The organism is Pseudomonas sp. NPDC090203, from assembly GCF_044746765.1.
Taxonomy (GTDB): Bacteria; Pseudomonadota; Gammaproteobacteria; order Pseudomonadales; family Pseudomonadaceae; genus Aquipseudomonas; species Aquipseudomonas putida_AD.
In genome coordinates this window covers 285,591-303,247 of the sequence record NZ_JBIVCV010000007.1, presented here as the reverse complement: position 1 = coordinate 303,247, position 17,657 = coordinate 285,591, and the positions used below count along the sequence as shown (strand labels likewise).

At 60.0% G+C, this 17,657-nt stretch carries 14 protein-coding genes and 1 pseudogene; 9 read left to right on the top strand and 6 right to left on the bottom strand.

Annotation, left to right across the window (positions count from 1 at the left end):
* The 4 genes from ACIPO9_RS14865 to yaaA all read right to left on the bottom strand — a co-directional run bounded on the left by ACIPO9_RS14865 (nucleotide 1) and on the right by yaaA (nucleotide 5,885).
* Nucleotides 1-1,173 (bottom strand): PilZ domain-containing protein, encoded by a 1,173-nt coding sequence (locus tag ACIPO9_RS14865; RefSeq protein WP_400781695.1) that lies wholly within the window; start codon nucleotides 1,171-1,173, stop codon nucleotides 1-3.
* Nucleotides 1,174-1,227: 54 nt separating this feature from the next.
* Entirely contained in the window at nucleotides 1,228-2,709 is a 1,482-nt protein-coding gene (gene alg8, locus ACIPO9_RS14860) for a mannuronan synthase (RefSeq protein WP_274135482.1), read from the bottom strand.
* A 128-nt stretch (nucleotides 2,710-2,837) separates the two neighbouring features.
* On the bottom strand, nucleotides 2,838-4,154 hold the full coding sequence (locus ACIPO9_RS14855; RefSeq protein WP_274135483.1) for a nucleotide sugar dehydrogenase: 1,317 nt from the start codon (nucleotides 4,152-4,154) through the stop codon (nucleotides 2,838-2,840).
* A 951-nt stretch (nucleotides 4,155-5,105) separates the two neighbouring features.
* Nucleotides 5,106-5,885 (bottom strand): peroxide stress protein YaaA, encoded by a 780-nt coding sequence (yaaA, locus tag ACIPO9_RS14850; protein WP_400781692.1) that lies wholly within the window; start codon nucleotides 5,883-5,885, stop codon nucleotides 5,106-5,108.
* Nucleotides 5,886-6,140: 255 nt separating this feature from the next.
* Here yaaA and ACIPO9_RS14845 point away from each other — a divergent pair.
* The 5 genes and pseudogenes from ACIPO9_RS14845 to moaE form a co-directional block, all read left to right on the top strand.
* Nucleotides 6,141-7,304, top strand: a pseudogene (locus ACIPO9_RS14845) (polysaccharide deacetylase family protein); the annotation flags it as partial.
* 414 nt (nucleotides 7,305-7,718) lie between these two features.
* The gene (locus ACIPO9_RS14840) at nucleotides 7,719-9,113 is read left to right on the top strand and encodes a PhoH family protein (RefSeq protein WP_400604893.1); all 1,395 of its coding nucleotides are present in this window, start codon (nucleotides 7,719-7,721) and stop codon (nucleotides 9,111-9,113) included.
* 193 nt (nucleotides 9,114-9,306) lie between these two features.
* Complete coding sequence (gene moaC, locus ACIPO9_RS14835; RefSeq protein ID WP_400604891.1) at nucleotides 9,307-9,792, top strand: cyclic pyranopterin monophosphate synthase MoaC; 486 nt, start codon at nucleotides 9,307-9,309, stop codon at nucleotides 9,790-9,792.
* Nucleotides 9,793-9,794: 2 nt separating this feature from the next.
* The gene (locus tag ACIPO9_RS14830) at nucleotides 9,795-10,040 is read left to right on the top strand and encodes a MoaD/ThiS family protein (protein WP_274135154.1); all 246 of its coding nucleotides are present in this window, start codon (nucleotides 9,795-9,797) and stop codon (nucleotides 10,038-10,040) included.
* Nucleotides 10,041-10,042: 2 nt separating this feature from the next.
* Nucleotides 10,043-10,492 carry a molybdopterin synthase catalytic subunit MoaE gene (gene moaE / locus ACIPO9_RS14825; RefSeq protein ID WP_400781690.1) on the top strand — a complete coding sequence of 150 codons (450 nt, stop codon included), beginning with the start codon at nucleotides 10,043-10,045 and terminating at the stop codon, nucleotides 10,490-10,492.
* Nucleotides 10,493-10,609: 117 nt separating this feature from the next.
* On the opposite strand, the gene rhlB is transcribed toward moaE, so the two are convergent.
* Together rhlB and ACIPO9_RS14815 are read right to left on the bottom strand one after the other, a co-directional pair.
* The gene (gene rhlB / locus ACIPO9_RS14820) at nucleotides 10,610-12,070 is read right to left on the bottom strand and encodes an ATP-dependent RNA helicase RhlB (protein ID WP_274135110.1); all 1,461 of its coding nucleotides are present in this window, start codon (nucleotides 12,068-12,070) and stop codon (nucleotides 10,610-10,612) included.
* A gap of 108 nt (nucleotides 12,071-12,178) precedes the next feature.
* Nucleotides 12,179-12,835, bottom strand: coding sequence for an alpha/beta hydrolase (locus ACIPO9_RS14815; RefSeq protein ID WP_274135111.1), 657 nt, complete (start codon nucleotides 12,833-12,835; stop codon nucleotides 12,179-12,181).
* Nucleotides 12,836-13,331: 496 nt separating this feature from the next.
* Here ACIPO9_RS14815 and ACIPO9_RS14810 point away from each other — a divergent pair, with 496 nt between their 5' ends.
* The 4 genes from ACIPO9_RS14810 (at nucleotide 13,332) to ACIPO9_RS14795 (ending at nucleotide 17,492) form a co-directional block, all read left to right on the top strand.
* A complete protein-coding gene (locus ACIPO9_RS14810) occupies nucleotides 13,332-14,363 on the top strand; it encodes an amino acid ABC transporter substrate-binding protein (RefSeq protein ID WP_274135112.1) in 1,032 nt (343 codons plus the stop codon).
* 66 nt (nucleotides 14,364-14,429) lie between these two features.
* Nucleotides 14,430-15,611: an amino acid ABC transporter permease gene (locus tag ACIPO9_RS14805; protein ID WP_274135113.1), complete on the top strand. Its 1,182-nt coding sequence runs from the start codon at nucleotides 14,430-14,432 to the stop codon at nucleotides 15,609-15,611.
* Nucleotides 15,612-15,621: 10 nt separating this feature from the next.
* On the top strand, nucleotides 15,622-16,716 hold the full coding sequence (locus tag ACIPO9_RS14800) for an amino acid ABC transporter permease (RefSeq protein ID WP_274135114.1): 1,095 nt from the start codon (nucleotides 15,622-15,624) through the stop codon (nucleotides 16,714-16,716).
* Nucleotides 16,717-16,727: 11 nt separating this feature from the next.
* Nucleotides 16,728-17,492: an amino acid ABC transporter ATP-binding protein gene (locus ACIPO9_RS14795; protein WP_274135115.1), complete on the top strand. Its 765-nt coding sequence runs from the start codon at nucleotides 16,728-16,730 to the stop codon at nucleotides 17,490-17,492.
* The last annotated feature ends 165 nt before the right edge of the window (nucleotides 17,493-17,657 follow it).

Sequence of the window (17,657 nt, the reverse complement as noted above, 5' to 3'; positions counted from 1 at the left end):
TCAGAGACCTGCAGCAGTGGCTTTGTCGATCAGCCAGTTCAGGGAAGGGCCGCGATCGCTGACCACTTCCACCGGACGACCGGCCAGGTTGCTGTTGATCGACTCGTCAGGCTTGATCTGCACGCGGATATCGGACGACAGGTCAGCCGGGCTCAGGGCGGTGGAGCTGACGATGTGGCCGCTGTGGGTGGCGTCTTCGCCGGCGATCTGGAAGTTCACGCGGGCACCGGGCTGCACTTCGGCGAACTGGCGATAGGTGAAGCGTGCATCGACGTTGGCGGCGACGTTGCGCGGCACCAGCTGGAAGATCACCTGGCCTTTGCTGGCGTACTGACCGTCAGCCACCAGTTGCTTGGCGACGATGCAATCACACGGGCTGGTCATGGTGCCGGCCAGTTGGCGGCCGAACAGCTCTTCGATCTTGGCCGGCTGCATTTCGTCCGGGTCCAGGTTGCCCTTGAGCATGTCCAGCATGCTGGTGTTGAAGGTCGCCAGTGGCGCGCCTTTGGCAACTTCACCGTTCGGGCCGATCAGGCTGGTCACGGTGCCTTCGCGAGGCATGGTCACGTCCATGCTCGGCACGCTGACAAGGCCCGAAGTGGAGTGGCTGACGAAGTACATGCCGTACACCGACTTGGCGACGAAACCGAAGGCCACCAGGCCGACCACGAAGATACCGGCGCTGAAGGTGACCGCACGCAGGCGACCGAAGGCGCTCATGCCACCGCCGTTGTCCTTGACCTTGCGCGCCTTGGTGAAGTTGTCGCGCTGCAGGGTGGCGAGCACTTCGCCCATGCTGACGATCTCACCGGACAGGTGCGAGGTGATGAGGTGGCGCAGGGTGGCGATGTCCTGGGCTTCCAGGTGCTGGAACTGGCAACCGACGCGGCCGCTGGCAGGATCGAACGCACGTACTTGCAGTTCGACGTCCATCGCCAGGCCCAGGTTGTCGATCAGGAACTGCATGCGGCCCTTGATGACTTCGCCCAAGACGGGCTTCACGCCGGCCGGGGTGATGTAGCTCAGGCCACCTGCGGACAGGTCTTCGATCCGCACCAGCGGTGCGTTCGGCTGGCCATTGAGCAGGCGCAGCTTGGCGGGAATCTTGATCCGGGCATGCTGGCGCTGGGCTTCGGATTCATGGACGACGTTTGCATTGACGGCGGTATTCATGGCTTTTGTTCCTGATTAATCGAGTTGATCCATTGGCGCGGTCTAGAGACCCGGTCAAACCATTGTCAGCAGCACGGCAACGAAGATGCTGCCAGCCGAGAAAGTCATGGTTCGAGACGACCAGGTGTTGAACCAACCCTGGAAGCTGGCCATGTCGCGGCTCAGTTTGGTGTCCTGGCGAGTCCAGGACTGACGATCGAGGCGGAAGAAGACGTAAATCTTCATCAGTGCGCCGACGATCTGGTTGTAATAGAGAATCGCTGGGTACGCGGGGCCTATGGAGTGGCCGGAGCAGGACAGCAGCAGCGTCAGAATCAGACGCGTGATGCCGATCCACAGCAGGTACACCAGCAGGAAGGCGACGCCGTATTTGAAGGCTGCGAGCATGGCCACGGTCAGGCCCAGGATCGAGGTCCACATCGACACGCGCTGGTCGAACAGCACGATGCTGGTGAACACACCCAGGCGACGCACGCCCAGGCCCAGGGCGCGGGAGTTCTGGCGCAGATTGTTGCCGTACCAGCGGTACATCAGCTTGCGGCTGGCCTTGACGAAGCTCTTCTCCGGCGGGTGCTCGACGGTATTGATCGCCGCATCCGGCACGTAGAAAGTGTCGTAGCCCAGGCGCATCAGGCTGAACCAGCTGGACTTGTCGTCGCCGGTCAGGAACTTGAAGCGGCCAAGACGCCAGTGTTCGAGCTGGTCGTTCTCGACGTCGGCGATGAAGTCCGGGTCGGTGACCACGGTGGCGCGGAACACCGACATGCGGCCGGTCATGGTCAGCACGCGCTTGGACAGGGCCATCGAGCACATGTTGATGTGGCGCTGGGCGAAGCGCAGCTTGTGCCACTCGCTCATGATGTAGCCGCCGCGCACTTCGCAGAATTCGTTGGTGGTCAGGCCGCCCACGTTGGGGAACAGCTGGAACCACGGCACGGTCTTGCGCACCACGCCTTCGGCCAGCACGGTGTCACCGTCGATCACGGCCGCCACGGCGCGGTCATCGGGCATGTGGCGGGAGATCGCACGGAAGCCAAAGGCCAGGCCGTCGCGCTTGCCGGTACCGGCGATGCGCACGAAGTCCAGGGTCACGTGCTCGGGCGGGTTGGCCTTGGCCCACAGCGCCTTGATGAGCAACTCGTCGGACATTTCCACCAGCGAGCAGACGATCGTGGTGGGGTAGCCGCAGGCAATCGCCTCGCGAATCACAGAGCTGTAGACCTGAGCGGTGGTCAGCGCGTCGATACGAAAGCTGGTGACCATCAGGAACACGTGGGATGGATCGGACGCCTTGCCCAGCTTGCGCACCTTGCGGCGCAGGTGCGGGTAGACGATGTAGAGAAAGATCATGCCGCGCACAAAGTGTGTTGCGCCCATCGAGTAACGCCAGATACCGACGATACCGACGAGGAAAATAAAGTCCTTCGACTGCGAGTCGAACAGGGAGACCGGCAACGCCATGGCAATGGCGGCCAGCAAACTTAAATAAAACAGCCATCCGGCGGCCTGGAGAAAGCCGTGTTTGAGCCTTTGCATAGTTCGTATCCCGTGAAATCAGTTGCAAGCCGCGAGCTTCAAGCTGCGGGCCCATGGGTAAACCCATGGACCTGCAACCTGGAGCTGGCTTTGAACTTGTCGCTTGAAGCTTGCCGCTTGCGGCTGGTTTACCAGCAGATACCTTCGGTGCGGCCGTTCTCGTCGGTGGTGCCTTTCATGAAGCCGACCAGATCGATGACGCGCTTGCCCGCTGGCGCGTTGTTGGCCAGTGCACGGAAGCGCTCGTCACGGTTGCCCAGGATGATCACGTCGGAGTTGTCGACCACTGCGTCAAAGTCCGAGTTGAGCAGGGACGAGACGTGAGGGATCTTGGACTCGATGTAGTCCTTGTTGGCGCCGTGAACACGGGCGTATTCGACGTTGGCGTCGTAGATGCTCAGGTCGAAGCCCTTGCCGATCAGCATCTCGGCAAGTTCGACCAGCGGGCTTTCGCGCAGGTCATCGGTGCCGGCCTTGAAGCTCAGGCCCAGCAGGGCAACCTTGCGGGTGTCGCTGGCGGCGACGATGTCGAACGCGTTCTGCACCTGGGACACGTTGCTGCGCATCAGCGAGTTGAGCAGCGGCGCTTCGATGTCCAGGGAGCTTGCGCGGTAGGTCAGGGCGCGAACGTCCTTGGGCAGGCACGAACCACCGAAAGCGAAGCCTGGGCGCATGTAGTACTGCGACAGGTTCAGGGCCTTGTCCTGGCAGACCACTTCCATCACTTCGCGACCGTCGACGCCGACCGCCTTGGCGATGTTGCCGATTTCGTTGGCGAAGGTGACCTTGGTCGCGTGCCAGACGTTGCAGGTGTACTTGATCATCTCGGCGACGGCGATGTCCTTGCGGATGATCGGTGCGTCGAGTTCTTCGTACAGCGACTGCAGCACGTCACCGGAGGCCTTGTCGAACTCGCCGATCACGGTCATCGGTGGGTGGTCGTAGTCCTTGATCGCGGTGCTTTCACGCAGGAACTCAGGGTTGACTGCAACGCCGAAGTCGACGCCGGCCTTCTTGCCCGAGCAGTCTTCCAGGATCGGGATGACGACGTTGGCGACGGTACCCGGCAGCACGGTGCTGCGCACGACGATGGTGTGACGGGAGGTTTTTTCACGCAGGACGAAGCCGATTTCACGGCAGACGGACTCGATGAAATCCAGCTCCAGGTCGCCGTTCTTCTTGCTTGGCGTGCCCACGCAGATCATCGACAGGTCGGTGGCGCGAATCGCTTCGGAAAAATCGGTAGTGCCGCGCAGTTTGCCGGTCTTGATACCGTTCTGCAGAAGCTCGCCCAGGCCCGGTTCCACGATTGGAGACTTGCCCTGGTTGATCAGGTCGATCTTGGCGCTGGAGATATCCACACCGACAACATCATGACCGCGCGCAGAGAGGCAACCAGCACATACTGCACCGACATAGCCCAAACCAAAGATGCTGATATGCATCGTAATCTCCTCGATTTTTACGCCATTAGTTGGCTGGATATAAATACTGTCTAACTAATTTCGCACACTCGTCCGCACGGCAAGTTAATGTCGTGGCACAAGCACAGGCAGAATTTAAACAGGGGCGACCTGATGTTCAGGAGGGCCCGAATTTTACCGGTTACAAGCGTCGGGTAGCCCATACATATGTATGCAGGTTCCCGATCTGGGATATGGCATAACACTCCAGCGGGTGGTGGCGATTCGCTGCCGCGCCTCTGGCTCAGGGCTTTTGGCCATGATTCAGTAACATCCTGCTCGTCAGTGACTGCTGGCACCCTTTCGGTGCTTGCTCATTAGTTCAACTAGCTTGGCGGGTCACTCCTTGCCCGTACCAATTGACCGGATGGTCTAACTACGTTGAAACCTAACTCCGTATTCCGTCCTGTCGTTATGTAAGAGATGTCTCACACGGTGGACGAGAATTGTTACGGGATGTAGGAGCGTGGGCCTTCCCCATAAGTTCCTGACCTTTCGTCCTCATTTTGAGATTTCTTGAAAACATTTTCATTTTCGGCGTAGTTGCACTCTGATGGCATTTTCCGTTTCGCCCTTAGTTATAAAGGGTTTACAGGGGGCTCATGTAAGTGTGCCATTAGTGAGAAAAACCAAAATGCCACCATCAAAAAATCGTGTTAATTTTTTGAGAAAAAAGTGGGGAACCCGAAGGGTGACTGATTGTTGGCGTCAGAGGTCTGACGAAGTGCGCCGTTCGTCTGCGCGAACGGGTGGCAAGGAACTTAGTTGAGGGCTTAGTTGGTGGTTTTTTTATTCTGAAGCAACACCGAACCGTAGCAGCACGGGTTGCCGGCGGGAGCATTTTCAGAATCGCTCCCGCCGGCAAGCCGTGCTGCTACGGTGCGGGTTGGGCAAAAAAGGTGCGCTAACCCGCTAGCGGCGAAGGACACGCCGTCAGGCGTCTACTTCATCGCGCAGGAAGACCAGTTTGTCGGCCTTGGACAGTTCACTGGCGTAGCGATAGCCTTGCACGTCGAACTGCTTGAGGTGGTCGGGGTTGGCGATGCGTTCGTCGATCACGAAGCGGCTCATCATCCCGCGGGCCTTCTTGGCGTAGAAGCTGATGATCTTGTACTGGCCGTTTTTCTGGTCGCGGAACTCGGTGTCGATCACACGGGCCTTGAGGGCCGAGCGTTTGACCGCCGAGAAGTACTCGTTGGAGGCCAGGTTGAGAAGCACGTCGTCGCCCTGGTCGGCCAGCGCTTCGTTGAGCCATTCGCTGATGCGCTCGCCCCAGAACGCATACAGGTCCTTGCCCCGGGCGTTGGCCAGTTTGGTGCCCATCTCCAGGCGATAGGGCTGCATCAGGTCCAGCGGGCGCAACAGGCCATAGAGGCCGGACAGCATGCGCAGGTGCTGCTGGGCGTAGTCCAGGCTCGACTCGCTGAGGGTTTCGGCGGCAAGGCCGGTGTAGACGTCGCCCTTGAACGCCAGCAGTGCCTGCTTCGCGTTGGCAGGGGTGAACGCCGGGGTCCAGCTGCCGAAACGTGCGGCATTGAGCCCTGCCAGTTTGTCCGAGAGGTGCATCAGCTCGCTGATCTGGGCGGGCGTCAGCTCGCGCAGTTGGGTGATCAGTTCCTGGGAATGGTCCAGGTATTGCGGCTGGGTAAAGCGCTCGGTGGTCGGCGGGGTCTCGAAATCGAGGGTTTTTGCTGGGGAAATCACCATCAGCATGCGGTCGTCTCCTTTAATCGTGGGGGCGATTCTAGGGGTTGCACGCCGATGACTCCAGCTATGGTGATGATAGGCAACCCCATAGCCACCTCTACTGTAGGAGCGCGCTTGCCCGCGACGGCGGCGTGTCAGTCACCATCAATGTTTCAGGCACGCCGCCGTCGCGGGCAAGCGCGCTCCTACAGGCCGGGGGGAACTTGCTATAGTGCCTCGCCGATTTGGGCCTCTTCATTCAAGGATTGGGAGCACGTCGTTTTGCGCATGCTGTTATTGATCGGTGCCTGTGTGCTGGCGCTCAACGCTCAGGCTGCGACCGGAGAAATCGCGACGCTGGATCGCAGTGTCTGGCCGGAGGCTCTGGAAACGCCGCAACTGTTCGATGTGGCGTCCCGCGCCCAGATCCTCAGTTTTGCCCATCAGTTGCTCGAGAGCGAAAACCTCAGCGATCTCCAGCTGGCCGATCGCCTGGGCCTGCGCCAGCTTAATATGCAGACGGTCAACGTGATCCGCACCCGCATGTGGACCCGCCTGTTCGATAACTGGAAGGCAGCGGAAAAGACCTGCGAAACAGACGCTTCCTTCTGCGTGCTGGTCGATGACGTGCCGATGCTGCGCCAGCGCGCCGCCGAGTACAAAGTCGCGGACGATTCCTTCTATGCCCGCTGGGCCGCGCCCGCCGATGCTTTCAGCCAGCGTTACCTGAACGAATTGCTGCGCATGGCCGCGTTGTTCCCGCAGACCAGTAGCGAAGTCGAGCGCTACAACTCCGACGAATTGAGCGGCGAGGAAATGCCCGACCGCACCTTCCTGCTCAATTTCGAGAGCGGTCCTACAGTGGCCGATGGCGCTACCGACTGGCTGGCCGATTTCATGCGCCAGCAGAAAATCAACGCGACCTTCTTCGTGCTCGGCAAAAACCTGCAGAATCGCCTCGAAGGTTCATCGCCAAAAGCGTTGCAGACCTTGTATCAGCGCCAGTGCGTGGCCTTGCAGGGTTGGGAGTACCGCTCTCACGCCCACTGGAACGACTGGCAGGATTCGATAGAACGCAGCGCCGCGCTGGTGCAGCAGACGCTGCCTGATAACTTCGTGCCGCTGTTTCGCCCACCTTACGGCCACCGTCGTGCCGACAGCGCGCCATTCTTTCGCGAGCAGCAGTTGCGCGTATCACTGTGGAACATCGACTCACAGGATGCGACCGGCCGGCTGAATGCCGAGCAGGCGGCGAACCGGGTGCTGACACTGATGCTGCTCTGGCGTCGCGGCAACATCGTGTTTCATGACAGTACCGACAAGGCGCAACAGGCGGTGCCATGGCTGATGGCCAATACGGCCCAGGGCGGTGTTGTCTGGGAAGACTGTCATATTTATCCGCAGCAACTGTCGGATGAAAGCGATGAAGACGAGCCGGATGACGAGGATGCCGATGCGCCCGCAGACGACTCGGCTGGCGAGCAGGCGCCAGCAGCGGACGATCAGGCTCAAGAGCCCGGAAAGCAAGGGGAATAGGGGAGGAAACGGGCAGGAACTGCCGAAATTTTGCCGGGATTTCTCGCAGACCGGACTTCCGACTGTAATCGGGTCCAGGGCATCCGCCAAGCCCTATTCGTCATGCTGTGAAATAAACTTAAATTTCTTCTCAAAACACTTTTTTATGTCACAGGTTTTGCGGTATTACGACAACAGACCGCCGAACCCTGCAACACAGGTGGCGTCACCCAGACCCCACTTTGCGCATTTCTCGCCTGCCCTAAGGTGAGAGCCTCGGCGGCCTTTTCGTAGCGCACTATCGTCGTGTAGTGCGTTATCAGGCTTCTACAAAGGTGAGCGAGTATGGATGACCACGGACGCACCCCTTCCTCTAACCAGCCGATCCTCTATGTGCTCGATACCAACGTATTGATCCACGATCCAAACGCGCTTTTGAATTTCGAAGAACATCACGTCGCAATCCCCATGACTGTCCTCGAAGAACTGGACAAGCTCAAGGCGGGCAAGCACTCGGTCGCCGCAGAATGCCGCCAGGCTATCCGGCTGATCGACAAGACACTAGGCGAAGCGACCCCGGAGGAGGTCGAACGAGGGGTACCGATTGATCGCGGCACAGGCGTTTTCAAGGGTTACCTGTCCATCCTGATGAGCAAGCGCGAAGAGCCCAACAGCCTTCTGCCCGAGCATCTGAACGACAACATCATCATCAACCAGCTGATCGACATGCACGCGCGCAAAAAGGATGTGCGCATCGTGCTCGTGACCAAAGACATCAACATGCGCCTCAAGGCCCGCGCCTGCGGGATCGAGGCCGAAGACTACAGCACCGACCAGTTGGTCGACGACGTGTCGATGCTGTCCCGTGGCTACCACACCATGACCGGTTCGTTCTGGGACCGTGTCAGCAAGGTCGACACCCGCCAGGACCATGGCCGTACCTGGCACAAAGTGCAGATGACCGAGCAGATCCCGGCGGTCCACATCAATGAGTTCATCATCGATGAGCAAGGTTTCGTGGGTTGGGTCAAGGGCGTCAAACCTGATGAGTTGCTGCTGCTGGACATGCACCAGGAGCCACTGCTGCATCAGGAAGCCTGGGGCCTGAAGCCGCGGGACATCTATCAGGGCCTGGCGCTGTTCGCGCTGCTGGACCCTGATATTCACCTGGTCAACCTCTCCGGTGCGGCCGGTTCGGGCAAGACCATCCTGGCGCTGGCCGCTGCCATCGAGCAGACCATGGTCAGCAAGCGTTATCGTCGCATCATCGCTACCCGCAGCGTGCAGGGGCTCGACCAGGAGATCGGCTTCCTGCCCGGCACCGAGGCGGAAAAGATGGAGCCGTGGCTCGGCGCCATTACCGACAACCTGGAAGCGCTGCACATGGATGACGAAAACACCCATGGCAGTGTCGATTACATCCTGAGCAAGGTGCCGCTGCAGTTCAAATCCCTCAACTACATTCGAGGCCGCAGTTTCCAGCAAAGCCTGATCCTGATCGACGAATGCCAGAACCTCACCCCGCACCAGATGAAAACCATCATCACCCGTGCCGGTGCCGGTTCCAAGGTGGTCTGCCTGGGTAACCTGGCGCAGATCGACACCCCTTACCTGTCGGCCACCAGTTCCGGGCTGACTTACCTGACGGAGCGCTTCAAGGATTTCCCCAACGGCGTGCACATCACCCTGCAAGGGGTACCACGCTCGATCCTGGCTGAGTATGCGGAGAGTCATTTGTAGTAAAGCCGCGTAATCATGGGGGCTTCTTGGGGCCCCCATGTCATGCATCCCACGCAAATCCTTGTAGGAGCGCGCTTGCCCGCGATTGCGACGTGTCAGATGGCAATGGTGTCGCTGACACACCGTGGTCGCGGGCAAGCGCGCTCCTACAGTTCATTGTGTACAATTGGGGCTCCTGTCCAGGAGTGATCCCGTGCTTACCCATCTCGATTCCCAAGGTCGCGCCAACATGGTCGACGTCACCGAAAAAGCCGTGACGTCCCGTGAAGCCGTGGCCGAAGCGCGTGTGCGCATGCTGCCCGAAACCCTGCAAATGATCGTCGCCGGCGGCCACCCGAAAGGGGACGTGTTTGCCGTGGCGCGCATTGCCGGCATTCAGGCCGCCAAGAAAACCAGCGACCTGATTCCGCTGTGCCACCCGTTGATGCTCACCAGCGTCAAGGTCGAACTCAACGCCGAAGGCGCTGACACCGTGCACATCGTCGCCCGCTGCAAGCTGTCAGGGCAGACCGGCGTGGAAATGGAAGCGCTGACGGCCGCCAGTGTCGCGGCGCTGACCATCTATGACATGTGCAAGGCCGTGGATCGTGGCATGGTCATCGAGCACGTTCGCCTGCTGGAGAAACTCGGCGGCAAGAGCGGGCATTTCGTGGCCGATGAAACAGCAGGTGCGTCATGAGTATTCATGTTCAGGTTCAATACTTCGCCCGCTTTCGCGAGACGCTGGGCACTGAAAGCGAGCGACTGGAAGGCAGCTTCGCCACCGTCGACGCGGTGCGTCAGCATCTGCTTGCCCGGGGCGGCGTGTGGGATGTACTGGCCGAGCAAAGCATCATGTGCGCGCGCAATCAGGAACTCTGTTCGCTGAACGAGCCGGTCGAGCAGGGTGACGAAGTGGCGTTCTTCCCGACGGTGACCGGAGGTTGAGCATGGCCATTCGTGTGCAGGCTGCGCCGTTCGATCCGGGGGCCGAGGTCAATGCCATGCACGACGCCAACGTCGGCGTGGGTGCGGTGGTGAGCTTTGTCGGCTACGTGCGTGACTTCAACGACGGGCGTGAAGTGGCGGGGATGTTTCTGGAGCATTACCCCGGCATGACCGAAAAAGCCCTGGGCAAGATCGCCGATGAGGCCCGGCAGCGCTGGCCGCTGCTTAAACTTGAGGTGCTGCATCGCATTGGCGCGCTGGAGCCGGGTGAGCCGATCGTGTTCGTCGGCGTGGCCAGCGCCCATCGCCAGGCGGCGTTCGAGGCGTGCGATTTCGTGATGGATTACCTGAAGACCCGTGCGCCGTTCTGGAAGAAGGAAAACACCTCAGAAGGACCGCGCTGGGTGGAAGGGCGCGAGAGCGATCACAAGGCGGCGGATCGCTGGAAATGATTCACCGCTGAATCCTGTAGGAGCGCGCTTGCCCGCGATGGCGTTGTGTCAGGTACGCAAATGTTGTCTGACACGACGCGGTCGCGGGCAAGCGCGCTCCTACAAGAATGGAATCGGTTACTCTGCCGCTGGCTGCGCCCTTTGCTTACGCACCACCGCCCTGAGCAATTCGGTCGGTGGCATTTCGCAGCTGATCTTGCGGCCCAGTTTCTCTTCGATGGCCGGCAACTGATACGAGTCATCCTCGCCCGCAAAGCTGATCGACACACCCTCGGCGCCTGCACGGCCGGTACGGCCGATGCGGTGCACGTAGTCGTCCGGCACTTCCGGCAGGGTGAAGTTGATCACGTGGCTGATGCCGTCGATGTGAATCCCGCGGCCCGCCACGTCGGTGGCCACCAGCACGCGAATCTTGCCTTCGCGGAAACCTTCCAGGGTCTTGATGCGCTTGTGCTGCGGCACGTCGCCCGACAGTTGGGCGGCGTTGACGCCATCGCGCACCAGGCGTTCTTCGATGCGGCGCACTTCGTCCTTGCGGTTGGCGAACACCATCACCCGCTCCCAACCGTTGTCGTTGACCAGGTTGTAGAGCAGTTTGTACTTGTCGGCCGACGCCACGGCATAGATGTGCTGTTCGACGTTTTCGCTGGCGACGTTCTCCGCCTCGATTTCGACGATGGCAGGGTCGGTGGTCCATTGGCGGGCCAGGTTCATCACGTCGTCGGTGAAGGTGGCCGAGAACAGCAGGGTCTGGCGCTCGCCCTTGTGCGGGGTCTGGCGAATGATCGAGCGCACCTGCGGGATGAAACCCATGTCCAGCATGCGGTCGGCTTCGTCCAGCACCATCACTTCGACCATGTCCAGGTGCACTTCGCCGCGCTGGTTGAAGTCCAGCAGACGGCCAGGAGTGGCCACCAGAATGTCGCAGTGGCGGGCTTCGAGCTGCTTGAGCTGTTTGTCGAAGTCCATGCCGCCGACGAACGTCATGACGTTGAGGTTGGTGTATTTGGTCAGAGCGGCGGCGTCCTTGGCGATCTGCACCACCAGCTCGCGGGTCGGCGCGATGATCAGCGCACGGGGTTCGCCCATGTAGCGTTCTTTCGGCGGCGGGGTCTGCGTCAGCTGGGTGATGATCGAGATCAGGAACGCGGCGGTCTTGCCGGTACCGGTCTGTGCGCGCCCGATGGCATCGCGGCCCTTGAGGGTGAAGCCCAGTACGCCGGCCTGGATCGGCGTGCAGTACGGGAAGCCCAGGTCATGGATGGCGTGCATCAATTCCGGAGCGAGGGGGAAATCGTGAAAACGGGTCTTGCCTTCCTGCGGCTCGACCGCGAAATCTTCCAGCTTCCACGGCACCACGACAGGCTTGGGCGCGCGTTCGCGGCGTGGCCTGGCAGCCTTGGGCGGCACGGGAGCGGCCTGGCTGGCAGGGATTTCAGCCGGTTGTGCCACGGGCGTGGCGGTGTGCGGGGCAGTGCTTTCGATCGGACTTTTCGAAGCGGGGAGGGGCGCCGCAGGTGCGAGCTGCTCAGCCTCGCTTTTGCCGAACATCTTTTTAAGTGCTTTGAGCACGGTCATCTCGTCGATTGATTAAGGAATGTACGCCGCGCAGTGTAATGCAAGAACCGGGCGCGGCGTAGTGCCATACCAAAAACGCAGGATAAAAGAAAGGATGAAATCGCCTGATCAGTTCAGGCGACCCTTGAGCCAGACGCCTATATCGGCGATTTCCTGCGGTAACACTTCGTGGCCCATTGGGTACTCGTTCCAGGCCACGGTGACGCCCTTGGCGTTCAATTGCTCGAACGCGGCACGGCCCATGGCGTACTGCACCACGGCATCGTCGGTGCCGTGCAGGCAGTACGCCGGAATCCGTTGCTGGCTGGCCGAGAGGGTCATCTCGTCGCTGAAGGTCGGGGCGTAGGTAGATAGCGCCAGAACGCCGCCCAGCGGGCCTTCCCAGCGCAGGAACGCACTGTGCAATACCACTGCGCCACCCTGGGAGAAGCCTGCCAGGAAGATCCGCGACGGGTCGATGCCGCCGTTGCGCTGCTCTTCGATCAGGCTCAGTACGCGCTGGGCCGAGGCTTCCAGTTGGTCCTTGTCGATGGCACGCGCCGGGCTCATGGCCTTGATGTCGTACCAACTGGGCATCTCGTACCCGCCGTTGACGGTAACAGCACGTGTCGGCGCCTGGGGCAGGACAAAGCGTGTGCTGAGCAGCGTTTGCTGAAGGATCTCGGCCACCGGCATGAAGTCATAGCGGTCAGCGCCCAGGCCGTGCAGCCAGATGACGCAGGCATCGGCGGTGTTTTCCGGCTCGATGATCAGGGGTTCGTGCATGAGTGCTCCATTTATGTGCGATGGCTCTGGGGCGGCGCTTCAAGGCGGGGCGTCGGCGCCGGCTGGCCTATGCAGATATGAAAGAAGATGTCGCAAGGGTACAAGTTTGCCACTTGACCTGTCGCTAATTCGAGTTTGCCACCATGGTGGTACAAGCTTTGCTATGCAATCCCCGGAGTGAAAGCGCTCACCCCTGGCGGTAACACTACTAGGCTATTAAGCATGCAGCCTGATGTGATGCCGGGGCAGCAAGGGATCCATTGTTCAGGATTCCGGCACGATTCGCCATGACCCTTCGGGTTCAGGGACATCATGGGGCTTGAATCCATTGACCGGATCGAATCCGGCGGTGCGGTGATCGAGGAATTCGGCGCCCCGCGGGTTCGGGTCTTGCGTCGCATGACCCAAAAACAAGCCAGCACGGGTCATTAATGCCTCACAAGGGTGCGACGGGGCTCAGGCTCCCACACAACAAAGAGCAAAACTGGAGGTTTGAATGAAGATGTTGAAATCCACCCTGGCTGTAGTGGCCGCCGCAGCAGCACTTGGTGTCAGCAGTTTCGCTCAGGCGGGCGCGACACTGGACGCCATTCAGAAGAAAGGCTTCATTCAGTGCGGTGTGAGCGACGGTCTGCCAGGTTTCTCGGTACCTGACAAAGACGGCACCATCAAAGGTATCGACGCCGACTTCTGCCGCGCCGTAGCCGCTGCTGTGTTCGGCGACGCCAAGAAGGTCAAGTTCAGCCAGCTGAACGCCAAGGAGCGTTTCACTGCGCTGCAATCCGGCGAGATCGACATCCTGTCCCGCAACACCACCTGGACCAGCTCCCGTGATGCGAGCATGGGTCTGGTGTTCCCGGGCTTCGTGACCTACTACGACGGCGTTGGCTTCCTGGCCAACAGCAAGCTGGGCGTGAAGAGTGCCAAGGAGCTGGACGGCGCGACCATCTGTATTCAAGCCGGTACCACCACCGAGCTGAACGTGTCCGACTACTTCCGCGCCAACGGCCTGAAGTACACCCCGATCACCTTCGACACCTCCGACGAAAGCGCCAAGTCGCTGGAATCCGGCCGTTGCGACGTGCTGACCTCCGACAAATCGCAGCTCTACGCACAACGCTCCAAGCTGGCTTCGCCAAAAGACTACATCGTGCTGCCTGAAACCATCTCCAAAGAGCCTCTGGGCCCGGTCGTTCGTCGCGGTGACGAAGAGTGGACCACCATCGTTCGCTGGGTTGGCTACGCGCTGCTGAACACCGAAGAAGCTGGCGTGACGTCGAAAAACGTCGAAGCCGAAGCCAAGTCCACCAAGAACCCGGACGTAGCCCGTCTGCTGGGTGCTGACGGCGACTACGGTCCGCAGCTGAAACTGCCGAAGGACTGGGTCGTGAAGATCGTCGCTCAAGTGGGTAACTACGGCGAAATCTTCGAGAAGAACCTGGGTAAATCCACGGCTCTGGAAATCGACCGCGGTCAGAACGCCCTGTGGAACGCAGGCGGCATTCAGTACGCACCACCAGTACGTTGATTGACCTGTGCCCGGCTGCGTGATCCGCAGCCGGGCACTTCGTTGCATCTATTCCGGGGCACTCCCATGCAAAATCAAATCAGCGCACCCAAGCAGAGGCTATCCCTCAGCGACCCTAAAGTGCGTGCGTGGCTATTTCAGATAATCACGGTTATCGCTGTAGTCGCGATGGGTTGGTATCTGTTCGATAACACCCAGACCAACCTGCAACATCGGGGCATCACCTCAGGTTTCGGTTTCCTTGAAAACAGTGCCGGCTTCGGCATCGCGCAACACCTGATTCCGTTCAAGGAATCGGACACCTACGCGCGGGTTTTCCTCATCGGTTTGCTCAACACGCTGCTGGTCACCTTCATCGGCGTGATCCTCGCGACCCTGCTGGGCTTCATCGTCGGCGTGGCGCGGCTGTCCAACAACTGGATCATTAACAAGCTGGCGACGATCTACGTCGAAGTGTTCCGTAACATTCCGCCGCTGCTGCAGATCCTGTTCTGGTACTTCGCGGTGTTCCTGACGTTGCCGGGGCCTCGTGCGGCCCATGGCTTCTTCGGATCGTTCTTCGTCAGCAGCCGTGGCCTGAACATGCCTGCGGCGATCACTAACCAGGCCACCTGGCCGTTCGTCATCAGCATCCTGCTGGCCATCGTCGCGACGGTGTTCATGGCCAAATGGGCGAACAAGCGTTTCGAAGAAACAGGCGTGCCGTTCCACAAGTTCTGGGCCGGCCTTGGCCTGATGATCGTGATCCCGGCGCTGTGTGCGCTGGTCTTCGGCGCACCGGTGCACTGGGAAGTGCCTGAGCTCAAGGGCTTCAACTTCGTCGGTGGCTGGGTATTGATCCCTGAACTGCTGGCCCTGACCCTGGCCCTGACGGTGTACACCGCAGCGTTCATCGCTGAAATCGTGCGCTCGGGCATCAAGTCGGTCAGCCACGGGCAGACCGAAGCGGCTCGCTCGCTGGGCCTGCGCCCGGGTCCGACCCTGCGCAAGGTCATCATCCCGCAAGCCCTGCGGGTGATCATTCCGCCTCTGACCAGCCAATACCTGAATCTTGCGAAGAACTCTTCGCTGGCGGCCGGTATCGGTTACCCGGAAATGGTTTCGCTGTTCGCCGGTACCGTGCTCAACCAGACCGGTCAGGCCATCGAAGTCATTGCCATCACCATGAGCGTGTACCTGGCGATCAGTATCAGCATTTCCCTGCTGATGAACTGGTACAACAAGCGCATTGCGCTGATCGAGCGGTGAGGAAACGCGCATGACATCCCATATTTTCAAACCCGACATGCCGCCGCCGAGCAAAGTCTTCGGCCCGGTGGCATGGATGCGCCAGAACCTGTTCTCGAACTGGCTCAACACGCTGTTGACCCTGTTCGCGATCTACCTGATCTGGCTCGTCGTTCCACCGCTGCTCAGCTGGGCAATCTTCGACGCCAACTGGGTCGGCACTACCCGCGCCGACTGCACCAAGGCGGGTGCCTGCTGGGTGTTCATCGAACAGCGCTTCGGCCAGTTCATGTACGGCTACTACCCGCAGGAGCTGCGCTGGAGGGTCGATCTGACCGTGTGGCTGGCGATCATTGGCGCAGCGCCACTGTTCATCAAGGCCGTGCCTCGCAAGGCGGTCTACGGCCTGTGTTTCCTGGTGCTGTACCCGATCATTGCCTATGTCCTGCTGCACGGCGGTTTCGGCCTGCAGGAAGTGGCGACCAGCCAGTGGGGCGGCCTGATGCTGACCCTGGTCATCGCCACCGTAGGTATCGCAGGCGCCTTGCCGCTGGGCGTGATCCTGGCACTGGGGCGTCGCTCGGACCTGCCGGCGATCCGCGTGCTGTGCGTGACCTTCATCGAGTTCTGGCGCGGCGTTCCGCTGATTACCGTGCTGTTCATGTCCTCGGTGATGCTGCCGCTGTTCCTGCCTGAAGGCATGAACTTCGACAAACTGCTGCGCGCCCTGATCGGCGTCATCATGTTCCAGTCGGCCTACGTGGCCGAGGTGGTGCGCGGTGGCATGCAGGCTATCCCTAAAGGCCAGTACGAAGCGGCCGCGGCGATGGGCCTGGGCTACTGGCGTCGCATGGGCCTGGTGATCCTGCCGCAAGCCTTGAAAATGGTCATTCCGGGCCTGGTCAACACCGTGATTGCGTTGTTCAAGGACACCAGCCTTGTGATCATCATCGGCCTGTTCGACCTGCTCAACAGCGTCAAGCAAGCCGCCGCCGACCCGACCTGGCTCGGCATGGCAACAGAGGGCTACGTGTTCGCGGCCCTGGTGTTCTGGATCTTCTGTTTCGGCATGTCCCGCTACTCCATGCATCTGGAGCGCAAGTTGGACACAGGCCACAAGCGTTAGGAGTTTATGAGATGAGTGAAGCTATCAAAAAGCCCCTGGGCGCCGAAGGCATGATCCGGATGGAAGGCGTACACAAGTGGTACGGCCAGTTCCACGTGCTTAAAGACATCAACCTGAACGTGCGTCAGGGCGAGCGTATCGTTTTGTGCGGTCCGTCGGGTTCGGGCAAGTCGACCACCATTCGCTGCCTCAACCGTCTGGAAGAACACCAGCAGGGTCGCATCATCGTCGATGGCACCGAGCTGACTTCGGACCTGAAGCAGATCGAAACCATCCGCCGTGAAGTGGGCATGGTGTTCCAGCACTTCAACCTGTTCCCGCACCTTACCATCCTGCAGAACTGCACGCTGGCGCCAATGTGGGTACGCAAGATGCCCAAGAAAAAGGCCGAAGAAATCGCCATGCACTACCTGGAGCGCGTACGCATTCCGGAGCAGGCGCATAAATATCCGGGCCAGCTTTCCGGCGGTCAGCAACAGCGTGTAGCGATTGCTCGTGCCCTGTGCATGAAGCCGAAAATCATGCTGTTCGACGAACCAACCTCCGCCCTTGACCCGGAAATGGTCAAGGAGGTTCTGGACACCATGGTTGGCCTGGCGGAAGAAGGCATGACCATGCTCTGCGTGACCCACGAAATGGGCTTCGCCCGCACCGTGGCCAACCGCGTGATCTTCATGGACAAAGGCGAAATCGTCGAACAGGCCGCGCCGAACGACTTCTTCGATAATCCGCAGAGTGATCGTACGAAGCTGTTCCTCAGTCAGATTCTGCATTGAGTTAACAGCGGTTTTGTCAAAGAACCCGGGCCTTGTGTCCGGGTTTTTTTTTAGGGTTGCTTATTTAAAGAAATTTCCCACGAGGTGTTAGGCCATATCGCGTTGTGAGAAGTGGTCAGAAGTTCTAGCTTGTATTAGCCACCAATGAATGGTGTGAAAAATCAT